Source organism: Sporosarcina sp. E16_8, assembly GCF_017347095.1.
Taxonomy (GTDB): domain Bacteria; phylum Bacillota; class Bacilli; order Bacillales_A; family Planococcaceae; genus Sporosarcina.
The window spans coordinates 82,895-102,799 of record NZ_JADPRZ010000002.1; the positions used below are offsets into that span (position 1 = coordinate 82,895).

Below are 19,905 nucleotides of genomic sequence, written 5' to 3' on the forward strand. Positions count from 1 at the left end.
CTTAAACAACAGCTGCAGTCATTTAAGTATAACCAAACAAGTAGTCATCAGCCACCTTCTTATATAGAAGGTGGCTGTTTTTGAATTAATAAGTATCGGGGGAGACGGCGGGAGTCGCATCGTTCATTATTACCTATAACAAATACTTGTTAAAAGTCAGCAATAGTAACGATTTATCTTAAGTAGGATGCAGATATTTTCGATTAATATTAATGAATTGTATGCCAATAAGTATGCCGCTAATTGAGGGAAGCGTAACTGCTCCCTCTTTTTTATTTAACCACAATCTGATAAACGAACTCCACACCGTCCGCGAAATAATGTCCAACCTCACCACGTTCAATTGCTTTGTAATCTTCCCCTTCAAACCTATCCCGTTCCACAAAATCCAAAACAGCATCCAATGAATTTACCTTAACACTTGAATCAAATACATCCCCGCCCCGATATTTCCGATGCTTACAGATTGTATATGTCATCTAAATTCCCCCTTTTTATAAATACCCATCCATTAAATCATCATCGCCATTGTCCTCCTGCTCAACTACCACTGGAGCCGAATACACCCTCGCACCACCATCGCGATCTTGTGCAATCAATCGTTTAATGTAACGACTAAACTTTCCCTTATCTTCTTTACTCTCTGCATATTTCAGCAACTTCACTTCATATTCATCCGTTAAATCAAAACTAATCGATTTTGTTTTCCTACCTTTCATTTAAATGCACCACGGGCCAATTTATAAAAACCAATTGCATTTGCGAAAACAGGATCCGCAATCGTTACACGTCCATCATCATTTAGCATTGGCTGCATTAAGCGCGCATTTGGATAGTGCGTTATGATGTGCGGCAACATTTCCACCGCTATCCCTCCACAAAGATATACAGCATCATTCTTGCTCCATTTAAACTTTGTTGTCGAGCGCACGATACCCATAGCCACACTTGCTAAATCATCTTTATTCGTGACCGTTTCCATTCCGAAATTAAACGTATCAGAAGCGTTGTTGATATGCCTTTTATCTATGATAGTCGCCACGTTGACGGTGCCGCTTCCAATGTCAATGATTCGTACTGTCCCCATCTGCGGACTACTCCAAAACGCTCCTGAACCTTCTGCCGCTACTCTGACATCTTGAATGTGGATAGACTGCTGTTTGCCATTCACAGTGAAAACATGATGACCAATCAGCATCTCTTGAATCTTCTTTTTTTCCGAATCCTTGTGACTAACAATAGGCTGCCCAGTAACTAAGCGGACGTTTTCTGTCCCTGGACAATACTTATTAATATAGCGATAGACTGCCAACAGTACGCGGATCAATGTATCGTCGTGCGCTTTGCTGTCCCCGTACATGGATGCTCCACCATAGATATCTTCGTATACCGCGATAGTCCCCGCAAATCCTTTTCTTCCACCGATGCAAAACTCCATGTCATCATCCGCAAACGACTCCACGATGTCGCGCTCAAACCAATCGCAAATAGCTGTACGATATGAATCAATCCCGAATGGCCCGACAACCTTGCCCCGATGATTCCCTGCGTCAATCCCCAATATTAAATTACTCAAATGATTCCCTCCACAAGTTTTATTACGCATGTAGTAAATTCGGGAGGATTCCCGAGAGCTTTTATTACGCTTGTAGTAAAGGATATGTATGCGGACGAAAAAAAGAACCAGACAATTTACGCCCGGTTCATTTCTTTGGTTTCTTTTTAGCGGGTATTCCGTGTTTCCGTCCACTTTCCACTATCTTCCGAGCCAGTTCTGCCGCTTCTTCTTTCGTCATTTGAGCCACTCTCCTCTATATAGTGGAGTCTGGCCAGGCTTACGAAAATATATACATACCACTCCCCCACCGTTCATACATTGAGTTTATAGCCGCTAAACTATGGCACTGTCGCGGGACTAAATTGAGATTAGGAGGATCGTTATGGAAGTGGGGAAGGGTAGAAAGGTGAGGTCCGATAAAAAAAGAGAGATCCAGCCGACGATTTCGAAAGAATTACGGGAATGTATTTTTCGTTTATCGTACATTACTGACACCCCAGTAAAGGATGTTGCTGAAGCTGTTTGCGTCAGTGGTATCGGTCGCAAGAAAGTTATCAGCTACTTGTCCCAAAACTTTCGAAGAGACGTGAGAGTGGACAACACGCTGTACATGGGCGATATGGATCGTGCTCCAGTTAAAAAAAGAACCGCGGCCGGTCGGTCCGAACGTATATCGATCAGATTCCGAGGGCAAACTTATGAATCCATCCACACTCTCGCCTATGCGCTGGACTGTACCACGTCGCGGGCTTGCGCTTTGTTACTTGATGCCAGCATTCGAGATGTTGATTTCGTGAACGACTTTGTGGAAGAATATCTAAAAAAATATATAGATGAACATCGGATGGGTGAATTGAAAAAGGTACTCAAATATGTGAATGCGAACAATCCGTATGATGAAACGATTTCGTGGGCGCGATTACTTTCCTATATGGTAGAGGAAGTTAAAGTTCACGCTGAAAAGGTTCAAGATACTGTATCAGATTTCATCGTTAATAATTGGAAAAGGTAAGGGCTCGCCGTCCACATATTGCCACTTTATCCACAATGCAGTACGATAGAACTAACAGATAATATTGGAGGAATGTAAATTGAAAAAACTTATTGGATTACTAATGTTATCAATGGCCCTTGTATTAGCGGGCTGTGGAGATGATAGCGTGAAGGATAACACGCCAAAAGAAGATAATCAAACACCCGTTTCTTCCGACAAAACAAGTGCAGGAAAAAGTAAAGATGTTTATTTTAGAGACAACGAAGCAAAATTGGAAGATTTAAAAATAAATATTAAAGAAACAAAAGTAATCAAAGTAGGAGAAGAAGGTAACGAATATGGAGAAAATCCAGTATTGGCAATCTGGTACAGTACAACAAACTTAAGCGATAAAGACATCGATCCAACTACGGCTTGGATAGCTGTATTTACAGTTATTCAAGACAACAATCCAAATGCCATTAATGAATTAGGAATCACTTCATCACCTGATGACAGGTTTTTAGATTCGCAGTTAGAAACAATCAAAAAGGACGGTACTGTAGAAAATGCTGTCGCTTACGAGTTGGATGATTTAGAAACTCCAGTCACGTTAGTTGCCAATCAAGGATATGATGGTGACGAATTAGGGCGACAAGATTATGAAGTGAAGTAATAAATGGCAAATAAAAAAAGCGGTCTTCCACAATCAAATCTGTGGGAAGCCGCTTTTTTTGTTCTTACTTATTTACTGCTACAGTGTATTTAACCGCTAACCCCAATACATCCGCATCTGTAATTGTGCCATACGCTAACTTGTCATCCCATGATGCATGAGCACCTGCCTTCACAGCAGCAGCTACAATGATCTGTCGGTGCGCTTTGCTCAGTAAAGATGTTTCAGTTTCCGTTTTTAAAGTTGGGCTTGAAAATTTCAACTCGTCATCCTCCTTTATAGGCACATCATGTGCAACAATACCTGCAGGCGCTTTCCAATTCGGCTTAACCTCAAAATGTGGACGGTCAACAGTGCCTACCCAATCCCCACCCCATGTGATACCGAGTTTCCGAGCAATCGCTCCTGCTTTGATAAGTGTGGCCGTATCATACAGTGCGACAGGAGGACTGACCGCAATGTCCCATGCTAAACGTGTCATGTGATTACTGTTTTTCGTCCATGTCACAACTTGACCAGGACGACTTCGCCCTTGCTCATATAGATAGTTCTGCCGCGCCTGTGGACGGTGTGTTTCTGTAATGAATACTTTGACTCCTGCTTTTTCGCACTCCTGCAGAAACAGCCTACAAGCTGTTTGGGCAGTTGGGTGTAATTCGTTTAAGTCTCTACATGTGGAGGTTACATTCATTGTCTTCCCTCCTCATTGGATTTATCTATCAGTTCATCAACCTTAGCGCTGATTGCATTATCAATCCTAGCCTCATTTAATTGACGATCTACTTTCGAACCAATCAATTCTTCCCGAATTTCTTCTGAAAAAGACTGATTACTAGACTCGATAACCTTCAACTTTTCTGCTAGTCCAGCAGGAACCAATACACCTAACTCCGCCATGTTTTCGATGATTGACAACCCCTCATTCGCTAGATAGAAAAGCAACGTCGCAAACGTAAGAACTCCATCCAAACTTAATACCACGTCAATCACGTTAGCCAATATAATCATGACCAACACCAACAGTTTACGAGCATAGCCGAATAAGCTTTTCCGACTCCACAAGTTTTGATTCTTTGATGCCTTAAATAATCCTGTGATAACATCCAGTGCCATTAGCAGCAACAGTAAATGTAGATACTTAACTCCACCAAACAAATACATATGCACGATGTCTAAATTTAAAACTCCTATGATTACCCACCCCTTATTTTTGAGTAAAGAAAAAGAACGCCCTGGTGTGGACGTCCTCACTGAACATGATATTTTCTGTGCGCTTCTTTCTTTCGCTCCTCGGACACTTGGGCATAAACTTGGGTTGTCCCTATTGATTCATGCCCAAGTATAATTTGTACTTCCGTGATGTCGGCTCCGTTGTTTAACATGTTTGTCGCAAGCGTGTGACGCAACGTGTGTGGTGTGAATTTTTTGGATAAACTAGTCCTTTGCTCAATTTGCCGGATCTCTCTCTGAATCGTAGCTCCAACCATCCCTCTATACGGTTTTCTTTCTGTCACGAATAGCGACGGGCAATCATCTTCTCGACTATCAAGATACTTTTTCAAATGATAGAACGCTTTATATGATAGGTATACAATTCGTTCTTTGTCACCTTTACCAATTACGGATGCACTCATTGACTGCATATCGACATCATCCCTAACCATATCCGCCAATTCGGATAACCGACAGCCTGTCGAATACAAAACCTCCACAATAGCTCTTTCTCTCAGACTTCCACAAGCTTCTCTAACCATTTCCAAGTCTTCAGTAGATAAACCCTTCGAAATTCGTTTAGGTAGCTTAGGAGCTTTAATCTTTTTGGATGGATTACGCAATAAGAGTTCTTCCTGCACAAGCCAATTGAAAAGACTACGAATCACGAACAGCTTTTTTCCGACAGTGCTTGTCTTGATATTTTTGTTAGATGACAAATAATTTCGAATATCAATAGTGGTGATGTTGACAGTAGGCTTGTCCACGAACGCATGAAACAGTCTTAGTTCAATGGCGTAGTCTTTCAGAGTCTTATCGCTATACCCTTCTAATCTTTTAGCCGATAGAAACAGCTCTACTTTTTCAGGCAAATCTTGTTCAGATTCAATCTCAGTCTTTCTGTGGATCTGATAGTTCACTAACACTTCCTCTAATCGGATTTCTAACTTGATTAAATCAACATCCGGGAATAGGGTACTGGCTACCGAAATTAACTCACTTGATAAGCGACTTGTATCTTGCATCATATTAATCTCTCCTTTTCAATACGTTAAACGTATCATACACTAATACTCTTTACGTATCAAGCATAAAGTGATACCTTTAACGTATCTTGTATTTAGGAGGGATAAATTCTTGCGAATCAATATCATATTAGGAGAACTATTAATTGAGAAAGGGATGTCGCAACACGAACTTTCTCGCAGGACCGGAATTAGGCAACCATCAATAAATGAGATGTGTAGGAACCAAACGCAACGACTACCACTGAATAATCTAGCAGCCGTTTGTGAGGTTCTAGAATGTGAAATAAGCGATATTCTGATATTAGAAAAGGAGTCGATTAAATGACCGCAATTGAAGGCGTAACATATTTCCTGGAACAACTTTCGGATGAATGGCCATTAGCTAAACAATGGATTCACAACGACATTATTAAAAAGTCGATTGCCATTACTTACGACGACTGGATAGTCGAAATGGAACAACTAGGTGAAGATGAACCAACGTTAGAAGATCATATTATTTACTACTTAGATACGAGAGATGAGACTTTTTTCAATATGAAAGAGCCTACGGTATGATCCGTAAGCTCTTTCTTTTTGCCCTATACTTGCATAATGCAATGTTCAGAAGTATGGTCCTACTATCTAACAGTTACTTCTTCTTTTAATTTCTTATAATTATTAATAACTACGCTACTTAAAAACAATGGTATACCAGCACTAGTATAAGATATTGCCGATTCAGTAACAATTCCTCCAACAAAGATTGCACATACTATAGAAAACAATGCGCCTGTAAATGTATAAAGGAACCTGTCACTTTTAAAACTTTTCATTATGCGTAGTAGATTTAGCATGATAAAGATAAAAAATAATGAAAAGAAGATAAAACCAATTATCCCCAATTGCCCCATTACTAAACCAGCAAAACTTTCCCCTGAACCAATAGTTGCGGATTGATTATATAGTTCCGATAAGTTTCCGGAAGTACCCAAACCTGCTCCAAAAGGATGCTCTAATGCGACAATAATATTATCTGTAAACCCTGCAACATGCTTTGCTCCAGATAATTGATGTTCAAATACTACCTTTAGATACATAATGACCCCAATTGTGAAAACGCCCCCTAAGAAGTATGTTACTAGAGGTTTTCTTATAACGAAAAGTAAGTAAAAAACTGCTCCGACTAGTACTGTAAGGAGACCCCCCTTTCCTAATGTAAGCAATAATCCCATAGATAAAAATAATATTGTTAATTTTTTCCCGTTTAATTCTTTTCTGCTAAATAGCAGAAATACAATCAAAAATCCTAGAACATGTCCTAAAACTGGCGGGTTTGCAACAAATGAAGCTATTCTTCTAACTGGACCACCAACAATATTTTGAAAATCATGGGTGTAGAAAGATAACGGTACTCCAAAAATGAAAGTTAATAACTCCTCACCTCGTCGAGCTAAGAAAAAGTTTATTACCTTCATATCTTGCCAGAATGTCGGGTATATATAACCTTCAAATATACCGAATGCTACCATCAAAATACCTACACCTATTATTTTATTTGTGAATTTTTTTAAATCAGTAGTACCCATGACAATGTGCTTGCCTAATAAATAAAATAAAAATGGGATTATTATTTGTCTTAATGACGCCATTTTACCAAATAAACTACCATCAGAAATCCAAAATGAGACAGCGATCAAGTAGAAAATAATTAGAATCGATATTAGGTCAATCGGATTAAACTTTGCCATTCTTCTACTTTTAAATAGAAATAGATAAGCGATTAATATAATTAAAAAGAACTCTTTATAATACTGTAAATAATAAGCAGCGGATATATTGAAAGGGCCCATTAAAATTATTGTTACAAAGTTTTGAAATATTGAAATTAAGAAAATGAAATATACGCTTTTGGCGTTTCCTTTTAATATATAAGCTAAAGTGATCCATAAAGACATTGCAAAAACCAATGCTAAAACACTATAAACCGGGAAAAAACCTACTAACACTAATAATATTGGGGTAATTATATATACTGATGTTTTTGCAGTTATTAATTTATCACTTAAAATGTTCATTTCAAACTCCAGTCTAAATTATAATGTTACATACCATTAATGAATGATCCTATTTGTTCTCCGATTCTTTTCATACCTTTATTATTAGGATGCAATCCATCTTTTGTCATATAATCAAAGTTATACATAGTAATTCCTGAATTATGGTACAGATCTAGCACTGGTATAGAGTATTTTGAACATACCTCATTTATTGCAGAAACAACGTCCTCAAGCCTATATTCCATTTCATTAGTTGTGGTTTGACTCCAACCATGCACCACTTCATCTGTTTCTTCTTTAAAGTCTCTTTGTAATGGTGTGATAAAAATAAGTCTTGCTTCAGGATTCTTCCTCAATATTGATTTAATAATGCTTTCAATAGCTCCGTATACAGTATTCTCATCAGTGTCACCCATCTTACCTAATGGTCGCGCAGGAACGTTACCCCAGTCATTTGTCCCGCCGAAAATTGTTATAACATCGTGGCTTACATCCATGTGTTGCACTCTATAAACTATCGATGTTTTATCTCCTTTACCCGACGAAGCTAAAGTGCTACCACCAACGCCATCAATTGTTACCTTATCAAAACCAACAATCTTCTTGACGGTCTTTTGATATTTTTCAAATGCCGTTATTGAGTCCCCTATTGCCAACCAATCTTTTCCTGAATACGTGTTTTCTTCTTTACTAGTGCCAATAAAATTATTATAAGTAAAAAAAATCAATACCGTAACAACTAGCACCAGGAATATCTGGAACAATTTCCTTTTAAACAAATTAATTTCCTCCATACTGTTTTTTGTGTCTATTATATCATCAGCATCTAAATACTAACATGTATATAGATATATAACTTTTTTAATAGCCCCAAAAACAACATTTTGGGTAACATACTTTATTATCAGCCATGGTTCTACGGTTTATCAGTGTATCTGATTTCAACTTCCGAGTCATTCCAATAATAGTAAAAATCCTTTCCTTCCAAACGTACAAGTTTGGGAATGACACTAACTTCTATCAATTGATCTTCAATACCTAGACCTTGTTCTCTTTTATCAAAAATCGCTTCAACAACATCATCCATAACTAAAATAAATTTACTCATATAATCACCCCGCAACCGTATCTGAGAATCTAAATCCTTGCAAATTAACTTCGGAGCTTATAGATAGCACATCTAACTTATGCAATTTCCCTACACCTAACCCTGTATACTCAAGCACGCGTATAGTTCCTACAGTAGCGTCTTTAAGGTTCACAAACGCTTTCAATATATCATCAATATAAATCATTACGTAATTATCAATGGCAAGATTTTTTAGTCGGACTTTACAGACATCCCCATAAAAATTAATGGAGAATACAGCAGGTTGTCGAATTGCCATTTGTACAAAACCACCGTCAAAAATCGAATATCCAAATGGTGCTTTTAATCCGATATCACTAGCCTCTTGCCTTGTTCGCAAAGTCACTTCTTGCGTTTGATAGGATACATTTCCAGTTACAATTTGTTTATTATTAATCGACTCCCCAAAAACTTCCGCTTCGTTTGACTCGTAGTATTTAACTAAAAAACCATGAAACTCCACATAACTTGTGATCGGTACCATTCCTACTCGCTCAATCCTTATCTTATGAGTTCCTTTCGTGAAGAATTTAAGCCCATCCGCTTTAAAATTAACCTCCACTGGTTGATTGGAATTAGCGGATGCCTGAACGGTGTGCGTTTCAACACCGTTAACTAAAACCCGAAAAGTAGTGGGCGTAGTGTTGTCCCCTGAAAGGGTGAACCATACTTTTTTAGCATTCCTTACTTCTAATTCGATGTAATCTTTATCCTTCGGAATGATGTGCCAGTTCTTTTGATAGTTGTTTAAATACGGCTCGTCACCAGTTACAGCTTGTGTGCCATACAACTTTGCCTTTTTAAACGGTCGCGTCAGATAATCGCGCACCCACCAAAGACCACCCCAATCGACAAGCTGATTATCCAAGTCGAAGATTCCCCATCCGTCCACGTTACTTTGTTGATGTGCTAAATCCCTAAGTGTGTGCTTACCAAACAAGCCATAACCCTTGCCGCCGTAACGAACATCCAATTCCCTTGCCGCGTCTGTCGTAGCATTGAACGCCATTAAGATTTCATAAGCAACCATTTTATGCCCTAAGTCGTTAAAGTGGATGTGGTCATATAACAAAAGTGTGGAATCAACTGTCAATCCTCTATCGGTAAGCCACTTTCTCCAAGTTAGATGAGGGTCTACTAAGCCGAATTTATACATTCTAGCAAACTCTCTCGTCTGTTCTGAAACTTCTTCACGCCTAGCAACATTAGTGTCTGGTGTATTCCCATAAGGACTAGGAGTCATCAGAACTGTTGAGTCCGTAACCAATAAAACTTCCGCATTTAACTCTTCTGCTTTCTGAGCGAAGAATGCATAATTGGCAGCTCTTGTTGCATTCGACATGCTTTGGTCATTCGTACCATGACCGATAATAATTAAATCTGGCGCATAAGGAGTGACAAGTGTTCCCCAATTATCCTTTAAGTGAGTAGATGATGTGCCACCTACTGCGCTATTTTGCCAGTTGATTGTCGAATTAGGGAATTTCTTTCTGAGTGCATCTCTCACAAGCACTTGTGAGCCTAAGCTGCTGTCACCGGCACCTGAACCATACATTAAACTGTGACCAACCCCGACAACACTTATTGATTTTCCTTCATACAACTTACGCACTGTCCGAGGAATACCGTAATTTGCAATAGCACTGCGTTTTGTGAGAGATTTATTTTCAGTAATTTCCTGCGTAGTATCAGCCAACTGTTGAGTAACTTTATCCAATCGGACGTTCAAATTGACCTCTCCACCACGCGCTAAAACGACCTCGGGATTGTTTCCACCTGCATCTGCCACGACTTTGTTAAACTGTGATTGCACCGTTTCAGATGTCGTTTTCGCCGTGTTAGCAGTCAGTACCGCCGTGTCTGATTTAGTCTTAGCTGACGTTGCATCCGTGATAGATTGTTCAATCAGTGGACGTCTAGCTTTGATATAGTCCGTTTCTACTTTTGCGTTAACGGTAGCTGCTACTGTTAAAATTCTTGCGTTATCCGCTTCTTGTGCCGCGTTTTCCGCAGCGAATGCCATCATTTCCGCTTCTTTAGCTGCGTCAAAAGCTTGTTTACCGCCATTTGATTCCCACGCCATTATTCAAGCACCTCCGCTCTATATGCGCTAGTTGTAACGATTGCAACAGCTACGAACGGTCTGAATAAAGCGCTATATGATTCATATTTTTTAACAACGCGAGTGTTACCGTTAATGGTAAATGATACGTCCGAATTTCCATCATTAACAATGGAAAAACCGTACCGATTACTCGGAAATACTTTCGTCTCATTCGCACTACCCTGCCACGACTCAGCGGCAATCGTACCCATCTGTACAAACATGTTCGCTCCGTCACGACCTGTTATGACTTCGTAACGATTCGTCAGTGGATTAAAATACTGTGGAGCAGGATCGCCCTTTGCTCGTACTAATTCTTTATCTGTCGCGCCCATTTTAACACCTCACCTCGTTATTTCCGTTTTCACACCGGATAATTCTTGTTTGATTTTCGATATTAACGTGGGACGGGATTGCCCGAATGTGGCTTCGAGTGTGAATCCTGTTTCGGGTTCATATATTTCCTTAACCTCCGTAATACGTGTATTGATCGTGACGCCCCAATCTTTATTTTGGACAGTGACAATATCGCCTAAGTCCCAACCTTGTTCGTAGATAAAAGAGGATGCGAATTTCTCAGTCACCTTTACCGATTCTGCTATTTGAAATTGCGTCATGAAATGTGTTTCTTTTTTTATGTCCACCGTTTTCGTAGGCGTCATTATCTGTGCTTCTAAAAAAGTTTCCTGCGCTAATTCAGCAAGTTTCTGTAATCCGCGTTCGGTTAATCTTTGTATGATAATAGCTTCTGGAATCGGGTTATCGTCTTCGTCAACCTCTTCAATGTCACGAGCATCAACAAATAACTCTCTCCGATTTAAACCCGTAGCCGTACCAACCACAATAACGCGCCTGTCCACACCTTCACCTTGTCCTGCCACATACGCCACATTTTTGTAATTCAAATCTGAATCGACATAGTGCATGTTTTTTATATTATCGAATTGCGGACTGAAAATTACAGGTGAATTGACGGTTTGATTAACGGATAAATCACGACCTACTGCAACATCTAATACCGATTTCCGCAAAGCGTAATCAACTCGGACGCCCCATCCTACTCCCGTTAATAACGACATTTCCGAAAGTTCTTCCGCTACAACTTTGAATCTGGATTGCCACGAGATATGCGGACCACGGTTTAGATCAGGCGCTAATATTAATTCGGCAACTTTACGTGAAGGGTCTACTGGGTTTATTAGATTTCCATTAACATAATGCTTCATGACTGTTTCAACCGATGCTGATTTATTGTCATTTGCTGTGTGGGATGGTGGTAGCGCAATTGCATCACTTGCGACTATTTTTAATTCGAGTGCTTTGATTAGCCAGTTTTCAGTAGCCTTGCCGTTTTGGTCTAGTTCGATTTCACGATGCTTTACTACATAGGCTTTGTGCAGGTCTTTGTCAACCACGATGATATTGCCTTTTTGCAACGTGTCGGTGTATTTCTTGTAGCGGTTGATTCGCAACTCTAGGTCGCCTATGCCATGAAATGAGCGTACAAAAAAGAGAGATTCATAATTGCTAATCTCTCCTAGTAAGTCTATATCGGGTGTAAATATTCGTATTGGTTTCATGGGCATCCTCCTTATTTTGTGACATAAAAATACGCCCTATTTAGGCGCTGTGCGGTTCCCCTGTGATTTCCTCGTATTGCTCAGGCGTGATTGCTCCTAGTTTCACAAATTGAACCAGCTGATCTTTTCTACACCAGTTCTTCTCGTATCTCATTTTTAGTGATTCAAACATATTAGTTCGCCCCCATTTCGATTATCATCAAGCGTAAGTCGATATCCGTTATTTGTTGTCCTTGTATCATGGATTCGATTTCTCGCTCGGTCGTTTGTTGACCTAGGATTTCGGTGTTTGTTGGTACGTGCGGAATAGGTTTCATTAATTCTGCGATTTCATCGGGTGTTGCTCCTTCTGTCCATTTTGATCCTGTCCATCTCATTTTGTAAAACGAAACCCCAAGAGGGGGGTTCGTTATAACCCTATTCTCCGGAATAACATCTTTAGAAGGATTTACGACCTCTGAATCAATGACAAATCCCTCTTTATTGACGATGTGAGCAATAACTTTCAATAATATCTTCTCCTTCCTTATGGTAATACAAAGAAAATGGACCCAGCTAATTGATTGACAGAGGGTATACTTGCGGTATTTTGTAAAATGATAGACCCCATTGGACTAATTGTTACAGGAATGTATAGGAATTTCCCGGACACTATCCCCGTAACGTAACCAACAGTTAGAACCAACGGTCTATACCCTGCGGGCAAGTTACCCAGCTGATACGCTTGTGCGAGTAGTGCCGTATCGTTCGTCAATTCTATGTTGACGCCAACGTGCCGAGCGTTCTTAGAGACTCTGAATGCCCCTGTATACCCTTCAAGGAAAGGAGCTATTGGGGTAATGGCTAACGGAGTAGAATCTACTTTATCATTCACCATCTTAACCGCATTAGCTGTAGCCGCTGCGGTTGTGGATGTGCTTGTTAGTGTGTCGTTTAATGACACTAAACCTATAGCGACGAAATATTCACCGTTGTACCTTAGTTCATAAAGCGCGAAACCCTTCAAGACAAAGTTAGCGTTTACCGCCTCCCCATAGGAGTCATGTATTCTCTTTTTACCTAAATTATTTACGTTTATAGAAGCCGGCCCGGTATTAGGCGAGTTGGTTTTTATCGTTATAGCCATTCCCGTTGCATACTCAGTCACGTTAGGTAGTATAACAGAATATTCGCCACCTGCATGAATACCGTCCGCCAGTGTAGACATAGTGTCCACCTTACTAACTAACCCAGCCAACGCCACATCATCAAAGTTAGGCAATATCTTACTCCCTGCCCAAGGACAAATAACATCTTTCCCACGTTCATCCGTAACGTCAACCGCATTAATATACGTCTGCCCACCGATGACTTTCACTTGTGCAAGTGAGACTTCGTATATGCCCTTAGTCTGTACCAATGCAGGAACGACAGGCGAGACACCCGCGACGCCTTTTTTCACGAATGCTTTAATATAACGAGAATCCACATCTAAGATTAATCGAACTACCACACGATCAATGCGTGATTTACCTAACGCTTCGACTTCGTGTGTTAACGATAACTTGGAATCATTCTCGTACAACCTACCATTAATATATGCGGCGCCTGTATCAACTGTAGTATTCATATTCGAGCCAATTGTTTCGACTTTCAACATGTTACTTTCGCCCTTCATAATTCCGGTCGTGACTAGTTTTTCAAAGTAACCTGTAAACTCGTCAGCGGTATAAACTTTGTCGGGTGCAAGTGGGTCGATACTGTCAAAGAACTTACTATGTTCTGCCATATGTCACACTCCTTTAAATATTAAACGCTTAAATATAAATTTCTGTATTCGATAAACACTTCTGGACTACCGCCATCCGTAATGAATGACAGTTTGTTTTCGCCTACATCTAAACTCATGAATGTAGAATCTAAGTCGATGTAGCCCATTGCGTTACTTTCCACACCGTATGGATCAATTATCTTCACTGACTTCTCATTGAACCCCGTCGTGATAATCAGACTATGTTCAGCGGGGATTGTTCGATTGATACGGATAAACTCACCTGTGGCAACCTTTGTAATGACTGGATTCACCGATTCACCACGAAACGTCACATTGATTGGTGTTGACACATCTCCCGCGTTTAATAGGTTTTCTACATCCCCACGGATTGAAAAGCTTGCCGGGAATGATATAGGGAAAAAGAAGTTACCTACGAAGTCTTGTAGTTTAATAATGGTTGGGTTAATATCTTGCCAAAAAGGTGACGGGCAAATTAAATCAATCAACGCTTTTTGATGTCGTCTTCCACGATTCTCAAATCCTGCACCAAAAACGGGAACATGTTCAGGTACGGCATATATTTCACGAACAACGTCACCATAGTGATATTCAAGCAATCCCACACCAAGCTTAGGGTTAAACACGCTAGACAGCTGTGAGCGCTTCCGAGATATATCTGTATCATCTGTACCGAATATAGTTACATCAAAGTTAATGGCTCGTGTGGACAGCAGACTGTCAATGTATGTGCTACCGTCTTGAAACGGTGATTTAGACATCTGTACATCTGCTTCTACATCACCAAGACCATTAAAGTTATTTAAACCAAAAGGAGAACCTATCTGATTGAAGATGATAGATTCTCCTCGTTTATTTGTGAATTTAATCATCACATATACCCCCATTCGAGAGCCTGTCTTTGTTGCGATTGACGTTGCTTTCTTGCGATTTCGGAAGGTGTACCGTTTGCCCCGTATACATTGATTACAGTATTCCCACCTGTGTAACTACGGGAATTGTCATTGGCACCATTAGATCCCTGTCCACCATTCACCCCTGCATAAGATGGCATACCGTACGAGCCGACTGGTTGAATAACTGCATTAGCAAGACGTTTTCCTGCATTGGCAACAGCTTTCATTTTGGAATCAAGTCCAATTTCCAAACCTTCACCTGCAAATTCACCAATGGCAAATGTTCTACGGGAAGGTGACTTAACTTTTAACGCTGATTCCATCGCTTTCGCCACTGCATTAGCTATGTCACGAGCCTTATTCACAAGAGATGACTCCATGCTTGCTAAACCATCGAGTAAACCTCGTCCTGCATTCACTCCAATAGATTTGAGGGATTTCAATTCGTCGTCGGTTGCTTTGGTGATGGATTTTATTTTAGATGTCCAATCGTTTTCCAATGTAGTTAATTCTTTATTAGCAGCAGCCCGTAAATCAATAATCTGCTTTTCGGTATTAGCTTTAAGTGGTGCCATTTCTTTTTCGGCTTGTTCTCGTGCTGATTTAGCTTTGCGCTTGTACAAATCCGAGTAAGTGGTGAGTTCTTTGTCAGTCATCTGATTCAAGGCGACCATTTGAGGCAAAGCTTTGACACCCATTACCCTCAACTCTTCAAGTAACCCATCGTCAATTGCCTTTTCAGATAGCATTCCGAACATTCTCGACCACTCTTCCAAGGCGCTCACTTGCGAGAGTAAGTTGTTCGTTAAATCTTGCCCTGATTGTTCGAATTTATATTCGTAAGCATCAAAAATGCCCATAAAATTAGTTAATGCGCTAGTTCTACTTTCAACAGACTTTGTATATTCATCTGTTAACTTCTGTTCTTCATTACGCAAGCGATCATTGATGACCATCATCTTATTGCCGTATTCATCATTAACTTTCACGACTTCATCATTGATTGCTTTCAGTGATGCCTGGTATGCCTTTTGTATCTCTACACGTTCTTTTGTTCCTTCATTAAAGAGTACGAGTGACTTCCTCCACACTTCCGACTCAGCGACAAGTGACAATTCTTCTAATGACTTTTTATCAGCAACATACGTTTTTACAGATTCAAGTCTAGCTTTCGAAACTTCTGTTTCTTTCTTCTGCATATCAGCCCACGCTTTGTCGTTGACGCTAGTAAGTTTCTTTTGCTCGTCCTCATTGAGTTTGATTAATTTTACGGATGCCGTCGATCGAATATCATGCATCTTTTGCGTACCAGTTGTAACGATTTTACCTTTTTTATCTTTTGACGTTTTGAGTGCAGCTTGTGATGATTTAGCGGATTGCGATCCGAGTTCTTTACGTTTCGCTGCATATTCCTTTTGGATTTCTGTACGTTTTTTCTCAGCATCAGCAGATATTTTTATAACTTCTTCTGCGTTTTTTCGTGTAGCTGCTGAAAGTGCTTTACTGGCTCCCGCGACCGCATCCACCATCACTTTACCTGTATCAGACGCTGCCTTTGAGACACTATCGTTACTGTTTTTCAGCCCAATAACAAGACCTTTACCAGCATCCTCTGAAACTTTGATGAATTCTTTTGCTGGGGATTTCCGTCCGATAGATTTAGAAATACTTTCTACCATAGATTTTCCAAGGTTATATGATGCTGCGGCAACTTCCGCTGATTTTTTTATCATCCCCTCTTTCAACCCTTCAACGATGTCTCCCCCAACTTTTTTGAATTCCAATATACTCTTCGCAGCTTCTAATGCCGCGTCGATTAATATCCTTCTGACGATACGGGGTATTGCTTCTATTGACGTGGTGATTCCGGTTACTAAACCTGCCGCAGATTTAATTCCATCTGTCTCGAGTTTTTTAAACCATACCGCACTGTCGACGGCCATTTTCCCCAAATACTTATTTACAACGCCAGGTATTGTAGAGGTTGCAAGATCAATATTGCGACTCAGTTGAGTGAAGTGAATTAGACCATCCACGGCAATTTCCCCGTATTTCGTATTCATCTTATTCCTGAAGACTTCCCACTTGGATAGGATTTCGCCGGTTTCCCAGTTGACCATTTCGATATGCTCTGTAGCCTGTTCTTTCGCTTCTTTGACAACATCCGCATGCATAATTTCAGCATGCTTCACTGAGCCGTCTTTCGCTCTAGTAGCTTCCGCAATCATCTTATCTGCTTGTTCAGCTGTAATGACGCCTGTTTCATCCCGCATGCGGATGATTTCGCCCATAGTTTCATCAAATTGCTTTTCCGCTTCCTTGACTGAGCCCTCGCGTTGTTTGGCTGAATTCTTAACAACGTCTGCCGCTTGTAGTGCCGACAAATCTCCTGCCGATTGTTTCATTTTTTCCATGATAATTTTTTGTTCAACTTCGCTAGCCGATAACGATTTTACCGCGAATTTATTCATGCTGTCTTTAATGTTATTGATTTCAGCAGCTTCCGCATCAGTCAAGTCCCGCTTCGCATTTTTCGCTGCATTCATGATTTCTGCAACTCTATTGTTTTTGGATTCGAGAGAGAGAACTTCTAGCGTGTGAGAGTTTTCTTGTTTTTGTAATATTTTCGCTTCTTCTGCATCTGTTAATACGGATGAATTCAAAAAGAAAGATGATGTAGCTTTCATACGTTCTGCGTGATTGGTATTTAATCCTTCTAATATCTGCGTATTCATAGCGCCGAATTTTTCAATCATAGACTTTGCCATTTCACCCGTCACGACTTTATTTCGGATGCTCATATCCATTACGGCCTGACCTGCACCATCGGATAACTCAAAGAAGCTACCGAGCGCTTTTTGCGTGGACTCCGAAACCTTTTTACCGAACCTGTCAACTTCTGGTATCGCATCTTTTGATAGATGTTTGACTAGTAATGCCACACCGATACCAACTGCCGCTATTGCTGCTATTGCAATCCCTATAGGACCAGTCAATACAGTAAATACAGCTGCTAATGCAGATACAGCTGGCACAGCCGATGCCACACCAGTAGTCATGACCGCAATTGCCATAGACGCTGTACCGAAAGCGGTTAGTATCGCGCCCACCGAACTGACAAGAGCACCAATGACAACGAGTACAGGACCAATCGCTGCTGCTATTCCTGCAATTACAAGTATTGTTTTTTGAGTAGCTTCACTCGTGTTGGCGAATCCTTCAATAAGCGGTTTCAACTTTTTGATAACATTATTAATCACAGGAAGAATAATAGATCCCAATGTAATACCTAATTCCTTCAAGTAATTGACCATTATTTGAAGTTGAGAAGCAGTTGTTTTGTAACGTTGTTCTGCTTCATTCGTAAGTGCTACGTTTTCAGTCCAACCATCATTCGATACTTTGATAGCTGAGCCGAAAAGTTCACTTGCTCCACCTGCTCGTAGTAAACTGTCACGCAGGAGAACACTAGTAATACCCATTTCTTGAAGCATGTTAATAGCTGTGTCGCCAGAGTTTTCTGCATTGGCAAGACCATCAATAAAACTCCCAATTGCTCCAACTGCATCCTTTTCAAACGCCGTTTTGAATTGCTCACCCGTCATGCCCGCAATTTTTGAAAAACCTTCGAGTTCTACACCGGCTTTTACAATAGCCGACAATTCCTTCTTCGTCATCCCCATGCTTTCTGCCATGTTTCCAAATGCTTTCCCGCTATGGGATGCCATCATTTGCATATCGCGCAAAGACAAACCTGTTTCCTTTGATAGCTTCTGGACTTTTGTAAACCCTGTAGATGTGGCTAACTGCATCTGGACCATTACACGCGAGAATGCACTACCACCCATTTCCGCATTTATACCCACAGAGGTGAGAGCCGTAGACAGCCCTAAAATATCGGCTTCACTCATTCCAACCTGAGACCCTGCCCCTGCTAATCGGAGTCCCATTTCCACAATTTCTTTTTCCGTCGTTGCAAAGTTATTACCCAGGGCTACGACACTAGATCCTAGACGGTCGAAATCTTTTTGATTCATACCGGTAATGTTGGCTAGTCGAGCAAGCGCTGTTGCCGCTTCTTCAGATGACATGTTGGTTGCAACACCAAGGTCAACCATCGTACGAGTAAAACCAAGAATTGCTTCCTTTTTGATACCCAATTGTCCAGCTGCTTCTGCAACTCCTGCAATCTCAGTGGCAGCCGCCGGAATTTCTTTTGCCATGTTTCGGATTCCTTTTTCAAGGACCGCAAATTCTTCCTCTGTTGCATCTACGGTTTTTCTAACTCCTGCAAATGCCGTTTCAAAATCAATTGCAGATTTAGCAGCAAGTACCCCCATCGCAACAATTGGAGCAGTAACCTTCATCGACATACTTTTCCCGATTGAAGTCATCTTGTCACCCACAGCTGTCATCGTGGCTCCGACTGCCCGCATCCGTTCACCGAGTTGAGTCCAAGCGCTTTCGCTCAGCCGCAATTCATCCCGTTGTCGTTGAAGTGCAGCAGCTACTTCTGCCAATTCAGCTTCTGTCCGGTTATATTCGGCTGTCGCCCGATTTAAAGCGATAGCCAAACGTTCCGTTTCAACCGAGTTTTCACCGGTTGCAGCTTTACTCGCTTCGTATGCTTCGCGTAATCGGCGGACTTTGATTTCTTGACCGTCTAACATGCGGGTTAATGTTTCTTGTTTTGTGGATAGCCCCTGAATCGAGTTTCCCCAAGTATTTCCTTGAGCACGAACTGAAGCCATTTCTTGACCCATCGCCCTTAGATTCCTGTCAATACTAGCCATTGATTGACTAAAGTTAGCCGAATCTAAGGTTAAACTTACTTTTAACGCACCAACATCCTGTGCCAAATCACCTCACCTCCTACCATTGCACGTGATCGGCATATACTTTTTCGGCTTTTACTGATTCTTTTTTCCAACCTTTGAAT

At 40.7% G+C, this 19,905-nt stretch carries 21 protein-coding genes; 4 read left to right on the plus strand and 17 right to left on the minus strand.

Annotated elements, in window-relative coordinates:
• Positions 1 to 272: 272 nt before the first annotated feature.
• The 3 genes from I2484_RS02130 to I2484_RS02140 are packed head-to-tail and all read right to left on the minus strand — an operon-like array spanning position 273 to position 1,576.
• Positions 273 to 479 carry a hypothetical protein gene (locus tag I2484_RS02130; RefSeq protein WP_207149374.1) on the minus strand — a complete coding sequence of 69 codons (207 nt, stop codon included), beginning with the start codon at positions 477 to 479 and terminating at the stop codon, positions 273 to 275.
• 15 nt (positions 480 to 494) lie between these two features.
• Entirely contained in the window at positions 495 to 719 is a 225-nt protein-coding gene (locus tag I2484_RS02135) for a hypothetical protein (RefSeq protein WP_207149375.1), read from the minus strand.
• Complete coding sequence (locus I2484_RS02140; protein WP_255551000.1) at positions 716 to 1,576, minus strand: ParM/StbA family protein; 861 nt, start codon at positions 1,574 to 1,576, stop codon at positions 716 to 718. The genes I2484_RS02135 and I2484_RS02140 overlap by 4 nt, the downstream gene beginning before the upstream one ends.
• 364 nt (positions 1,577 to 1,940) lie before the next feature.
• On the opposite strand from I2484_RS02140, the gene I2484_RS02145 reads away from it, so the two are divergent.
• Positions 1,941 to 2,570, plus strand: coding sequence for a hypothetical protein (locus I2484_RS02145; RefSeq protein ID WP_207149377.1), 630 nt, complete (start codon positions 1,941 to 1,943; stop codon positions 2,568 to 2,570).
• A gap of 79 nt (positions 2,571 to 2,649) precedes the next feature.
• The gene (locus tag I2484_RS02150) at positions 2,650 to 3,207 is read left to right on the plus strand and encodes a DUF5067 domain-containing protein (protein WP_255551001.1); all 558 of its coding nucleotides are present in this window, start codon (positions 2,650 to 2,652) and stop codon (positions 3,205 to 3,207) included.
• 64 nt (positions 3,208 to 3,271) lie between these two features.
• On the opposite strand, the gene I2484_RS02155 is transcribed toward I2484_RS02150, so the two are convergent.
• From I2484_RS02155 to xerA, 3 genes are read right to left on the minus strand one after another with little or no spacing between them, the layout of a single operon-like run.
• On the minus strand, positions 3,272 to 3,898 hold the full coding sequence (locus I2484_RS02155; RefSeq protein WP_207149378.1) for a M15 family metallopeptidase: 627 nt from the start codon (positions 3,896 to 3,898) through the stop codon (positions 3,272 to 3,274).
• Entirely contained in the window at positions 3,895 to 4,401 is a 507-nt protein-coding gene (locus I2484_RS02160; RefSeq protein WP_346014148.1) for a phage holin family protein, read from the minus strand. The genes I2484_RS02155 and I2484_RS02160 overlap by 4 nt, the downstream gene beginning before the upstream one ends.
• A gap of 53 nt (positions 4,402 to 4,454) precedes the next feature.
• Positions 4,455 to 5,447 (minus strand): site-specific tyrosine recombinase/integron integrase, encoded by a 993-nt coding sequence (gene xerA / locus I2484_RS02165; RefSeq protein ID WP_207149380.1) that lies wholly within the window; start codon positions 5,445 to 5,447, stop codon positions 4,455 to 4,457.
• A gap of 67 nt (positions 5,448 to 5,514) precedes the next feature.
• Here xerA and I2484_RS02170 point away from each other — a divergent pair, with 67 nt between their 5' ends.
• Positions 5,515 to 5,772 carry a helix-turn-helix domain-containing protein gene (locus I2484_RS02170; protein WP_346014142.1) on the plus strand — a complete coding sequence of 86 codons (258 nt, stop codon included), beginning with the start codon at positions 5,515 to 5,517 and terminating at the stop codon, positions 5,770 to 5,772.
• Positions 5,769 to 6,005 carry a hypothetical protein gene (locus I2484_RS02175; protein ID WP_207149382.1) on the plus strand — a complete coding sequence of 79 codons (237 nt, stop codon included), beginning with the start codon at positions 5,769 to 5,771 and terminating at the stop codon, positions 6,003 to 6,005. The genes I2484_RS02170 and I2484_RS02175 overlap by 4 nt, the downstream gene beginning before the upstream one ends.
• A 62-nt stretch (positions 6,006 to 6,067) precedes the next feature.
• On the opposite strand, the gene I2484_RS02180 is transcribed toward I2484_RS02175, so the two are convergent.
• From I2484_RS02180 to I2484_RS02230, 11 genes are all read right to left on the minus strand, one after another.
• Positions 6,068 to 7,504 (minus strand): hypothetical protein, encoded by a 1,437-nt coding sequence (locus tag I2484_RS02180; RefSeq protein WP_207149383.1) that lies wholly within the window; start codon positions 7,502 to 7,504, stop codon positions 6,068 to 6,070.
• Between the two features lie 26 nt (positions 7,505 to 7,530).
• Positions 7,531 to 8,265, minus strand: coding sequence for an SGNH/GDSL hydrolase family protein (locus I2484_RS02185; protein ID WP_207149384.1), 735 nt, complete (start codon positions 8,263 to 8,265; stop codon positions 7,531 to 7,533).
• 137 nt (positions 8,266 to 8,402) lie between these two features.
• The gene (locus tag I2484_RS02190) at positions 8,403 to 8,594 is read right to left on the minus strand and encodes a hypothetical protein (protein ID WP_207149385.1); all 192 of its coding nucleotides are present in this window, start codon (positions 8,592 to 8,594) and stop codon (positions 8,403 to 8,405) included.
• Positions 8,595 to 8,598: 4 nt separating this feature from the next.
• The gene (locus I2484_RS02195; protein WP_207149386.1) at positions 8,599 to 10,698 is read right to left on the minus strand and encodes an SGNH/GDSL hydrolase family protein; all 2,100 of its coding nucleotides are present in this window, start codon (positions 10,696 to 10,698) and stop codon (positions 8,599 to 8,601) included.
• On the minus strand, positions 10,698 to 11,054 hold the full coding sequence (locus I2484_RS02200) for a hypothetical protein (protein ID WP_207149387.1): 357 nt from the start codon (positions 11,052 to 11,054) through the stop codon (positions 10,698 to 10,700). Before I2484_RS02200 ends, I2484_RS02195 begins: the two co-directional genes overlap by 1 nt.
• A gap of 9 nt (positions 11,055 to 11,063) precedes the next feature.
• On the minus strand, positions 11,064 to 12,299 hold the full coding sequence (locus I2484_RS02205) for a siphovirus ReqiPepy6 Gp37-like family protein (RefSeq protein ID WP_207149388.1): 1,236 nt from the start codon (positions 12,297 to 12,299) through the stop codon (positions 11,064 to 11,066).
• Positions 12,300 to 12,339: 40 nt separating this feature from the next.
• On the minus strand, positions 12,340 to 12,471 hold the full coding sequence (locus I2484_RS02210) for an XkdX family protein (protein WP_207149389.1): 132 nt from the start codon (positions 12,469 to 12,471) through the stop codon (positions 12,340 to 12,342).
• 1 nt (position 12,472) lies between these two features.
• Positions 12,473 to 12,808: a hypothetical protein gene (locus I2484_RS02215; RefSeq protein ID WP_207149390.1), complete on the minus strand. Its 336-nt coding sequence runs from the start codon at positions 12,806 to 12,808 to the stop codon at positions 12,473 to 12,475.
• A gap of 17 nt (positions 12,809 to 12,825) precedes the next feature.
• Entirely contained in the window at positions 12,826 to 14,067 is a 1,242-nt protein-coding gene (locus tag I2484_RS21325; protein ID WP_255551003.1) for a tail fiber protein, read from the minus strand.
• Positions 14,068 to 14,087: 20 nt separating this feature from the next.
• Positions 14,088 to 14,942: a phage tail family protein gene (locus I2484_RS02225; protein WP_207149391.1), complete on the minus strand. Its 855-nt coding sequence runs from the start codon at positions 14,940 to 14,942 to the stop codon at positions 14,088 to 14,090.
• Positions 14,942 to 19,825 (minus strand): phage tail tape measure protein, encoded by a 4,884-nt coding sequence (locus I2484_RS02230; protein ID WP_207149392.1) that lies wholly within the window; start codon positions 19,823 to 19,825, stop codon positions 14,942 to 14,944. The genes I2484_RS02225 and I2484_RS02230 overlap by 1 nt, the downstream gene beginning before the upstream one ends.
• Between the last annotated feature and the right edge of the window lie 80 nt (positions 19,826 to 19,905).

Excerpts from the sequence above, each read along its gene's own strand:
- I2484_RS02135 (WP_207149375.1), bottom strand. The coding sequence starts at position 719 with ATGAAAGGTAGGAAAACAAAATCGATTAGTTTTGATTTAACGGATGAA.
- I2484_RS02190 (WP_207149385.1), bottom strand. The coding sequence starts at position 8,594 with ATGAGTAAATTTATTTTAGTTATGGATGATGTTGTTGAAGCGATTTTT.
- I2484_RS02200 (WP_207149387.1), bottom strand. The coding sequence starts at position 11,054 with ATGGGCGCGACAGATAAAGAATTAGTACGAGCAAAGGGCGATCCTGCT.
- I2484_RS02175 (WP_207149382.1), top strand. The coding sequence starts at position 5,769 with ATGACCGCAATTGAAGGCGTAACATATTTCCTGGAACAACTTTCGGAT.
- I2484_RS02130 (WP_207149374.1), bottom strand. The coding sequence starts at position 479 with ATGACATATACAATCTGTAAGCATCGGAAATATCGGGGCGGGGATGTA.
- I2484_RS02205 (WP_207149388.1), bottom strand. The coding sequence starts at position 12,299 with ATGAAACCAATACGAATATTTACACCCGATATAGACTTACTAGGAGAG.
- I2484_RS02180 (WP_207149383.1), bottom strand. The coding sequence starts at position 7,504 with ATGAACATTTTAAGTGATAAATTAATAACTGCAAAAACATCAGTATAT.
- I2484_RS02225 (WP_207149391.1), bottom strand. The coding sequence starts at position 14,942 with ATGATTAAATTCACAAATAAACGAGGAGAATCTATCATCTTCAATCAG.
- I2484_RS02145 (WP_207149377.1), top strand. The coding sequence starts at position 1,941 with ATGGAAGTGGGGAAGGGTAGAAAGGTGAGGTCCGATAAAAAAAGAGAG.
- I2484_RS02195 (WP_207149386.1), bottom strand. The coding sequence starts at position 10,698 with ATGGCGTGGGAATCAAATGGCGGTAAACAAGCTTTTGACGCAGCTAAA.
- I2484_RS02155 (WP_207149378.1), bottom strand. The coding sequence starts at position 3,898 with ATGAATGTAACCTCCACATGTAGAGACTTAAACGAATTACACCCAACT.
- xerA (WP_207149380.1), bottom strand. The coding sequence starts at position 5,447 with ATGATGCAAGATACAAGTCGCTTATCAAGTGAGTTAATTTCGGTAGCC.
- I2484_RS21325 (WP_255551003.1), bottom strand. The coding sequence starts at position 14,067 with ATGGCAGAACATAGTAAGTTCTTTGACAGTATCGACCCACTTGCACCC.
- I2484_RS02210 (WP_207149389.1), bottom strand. The coding sequence starts at position 12,471 with ATGTTTGAATCACTAAAAATGAGATACGAGAAGAACTGGTGTAGAAAA.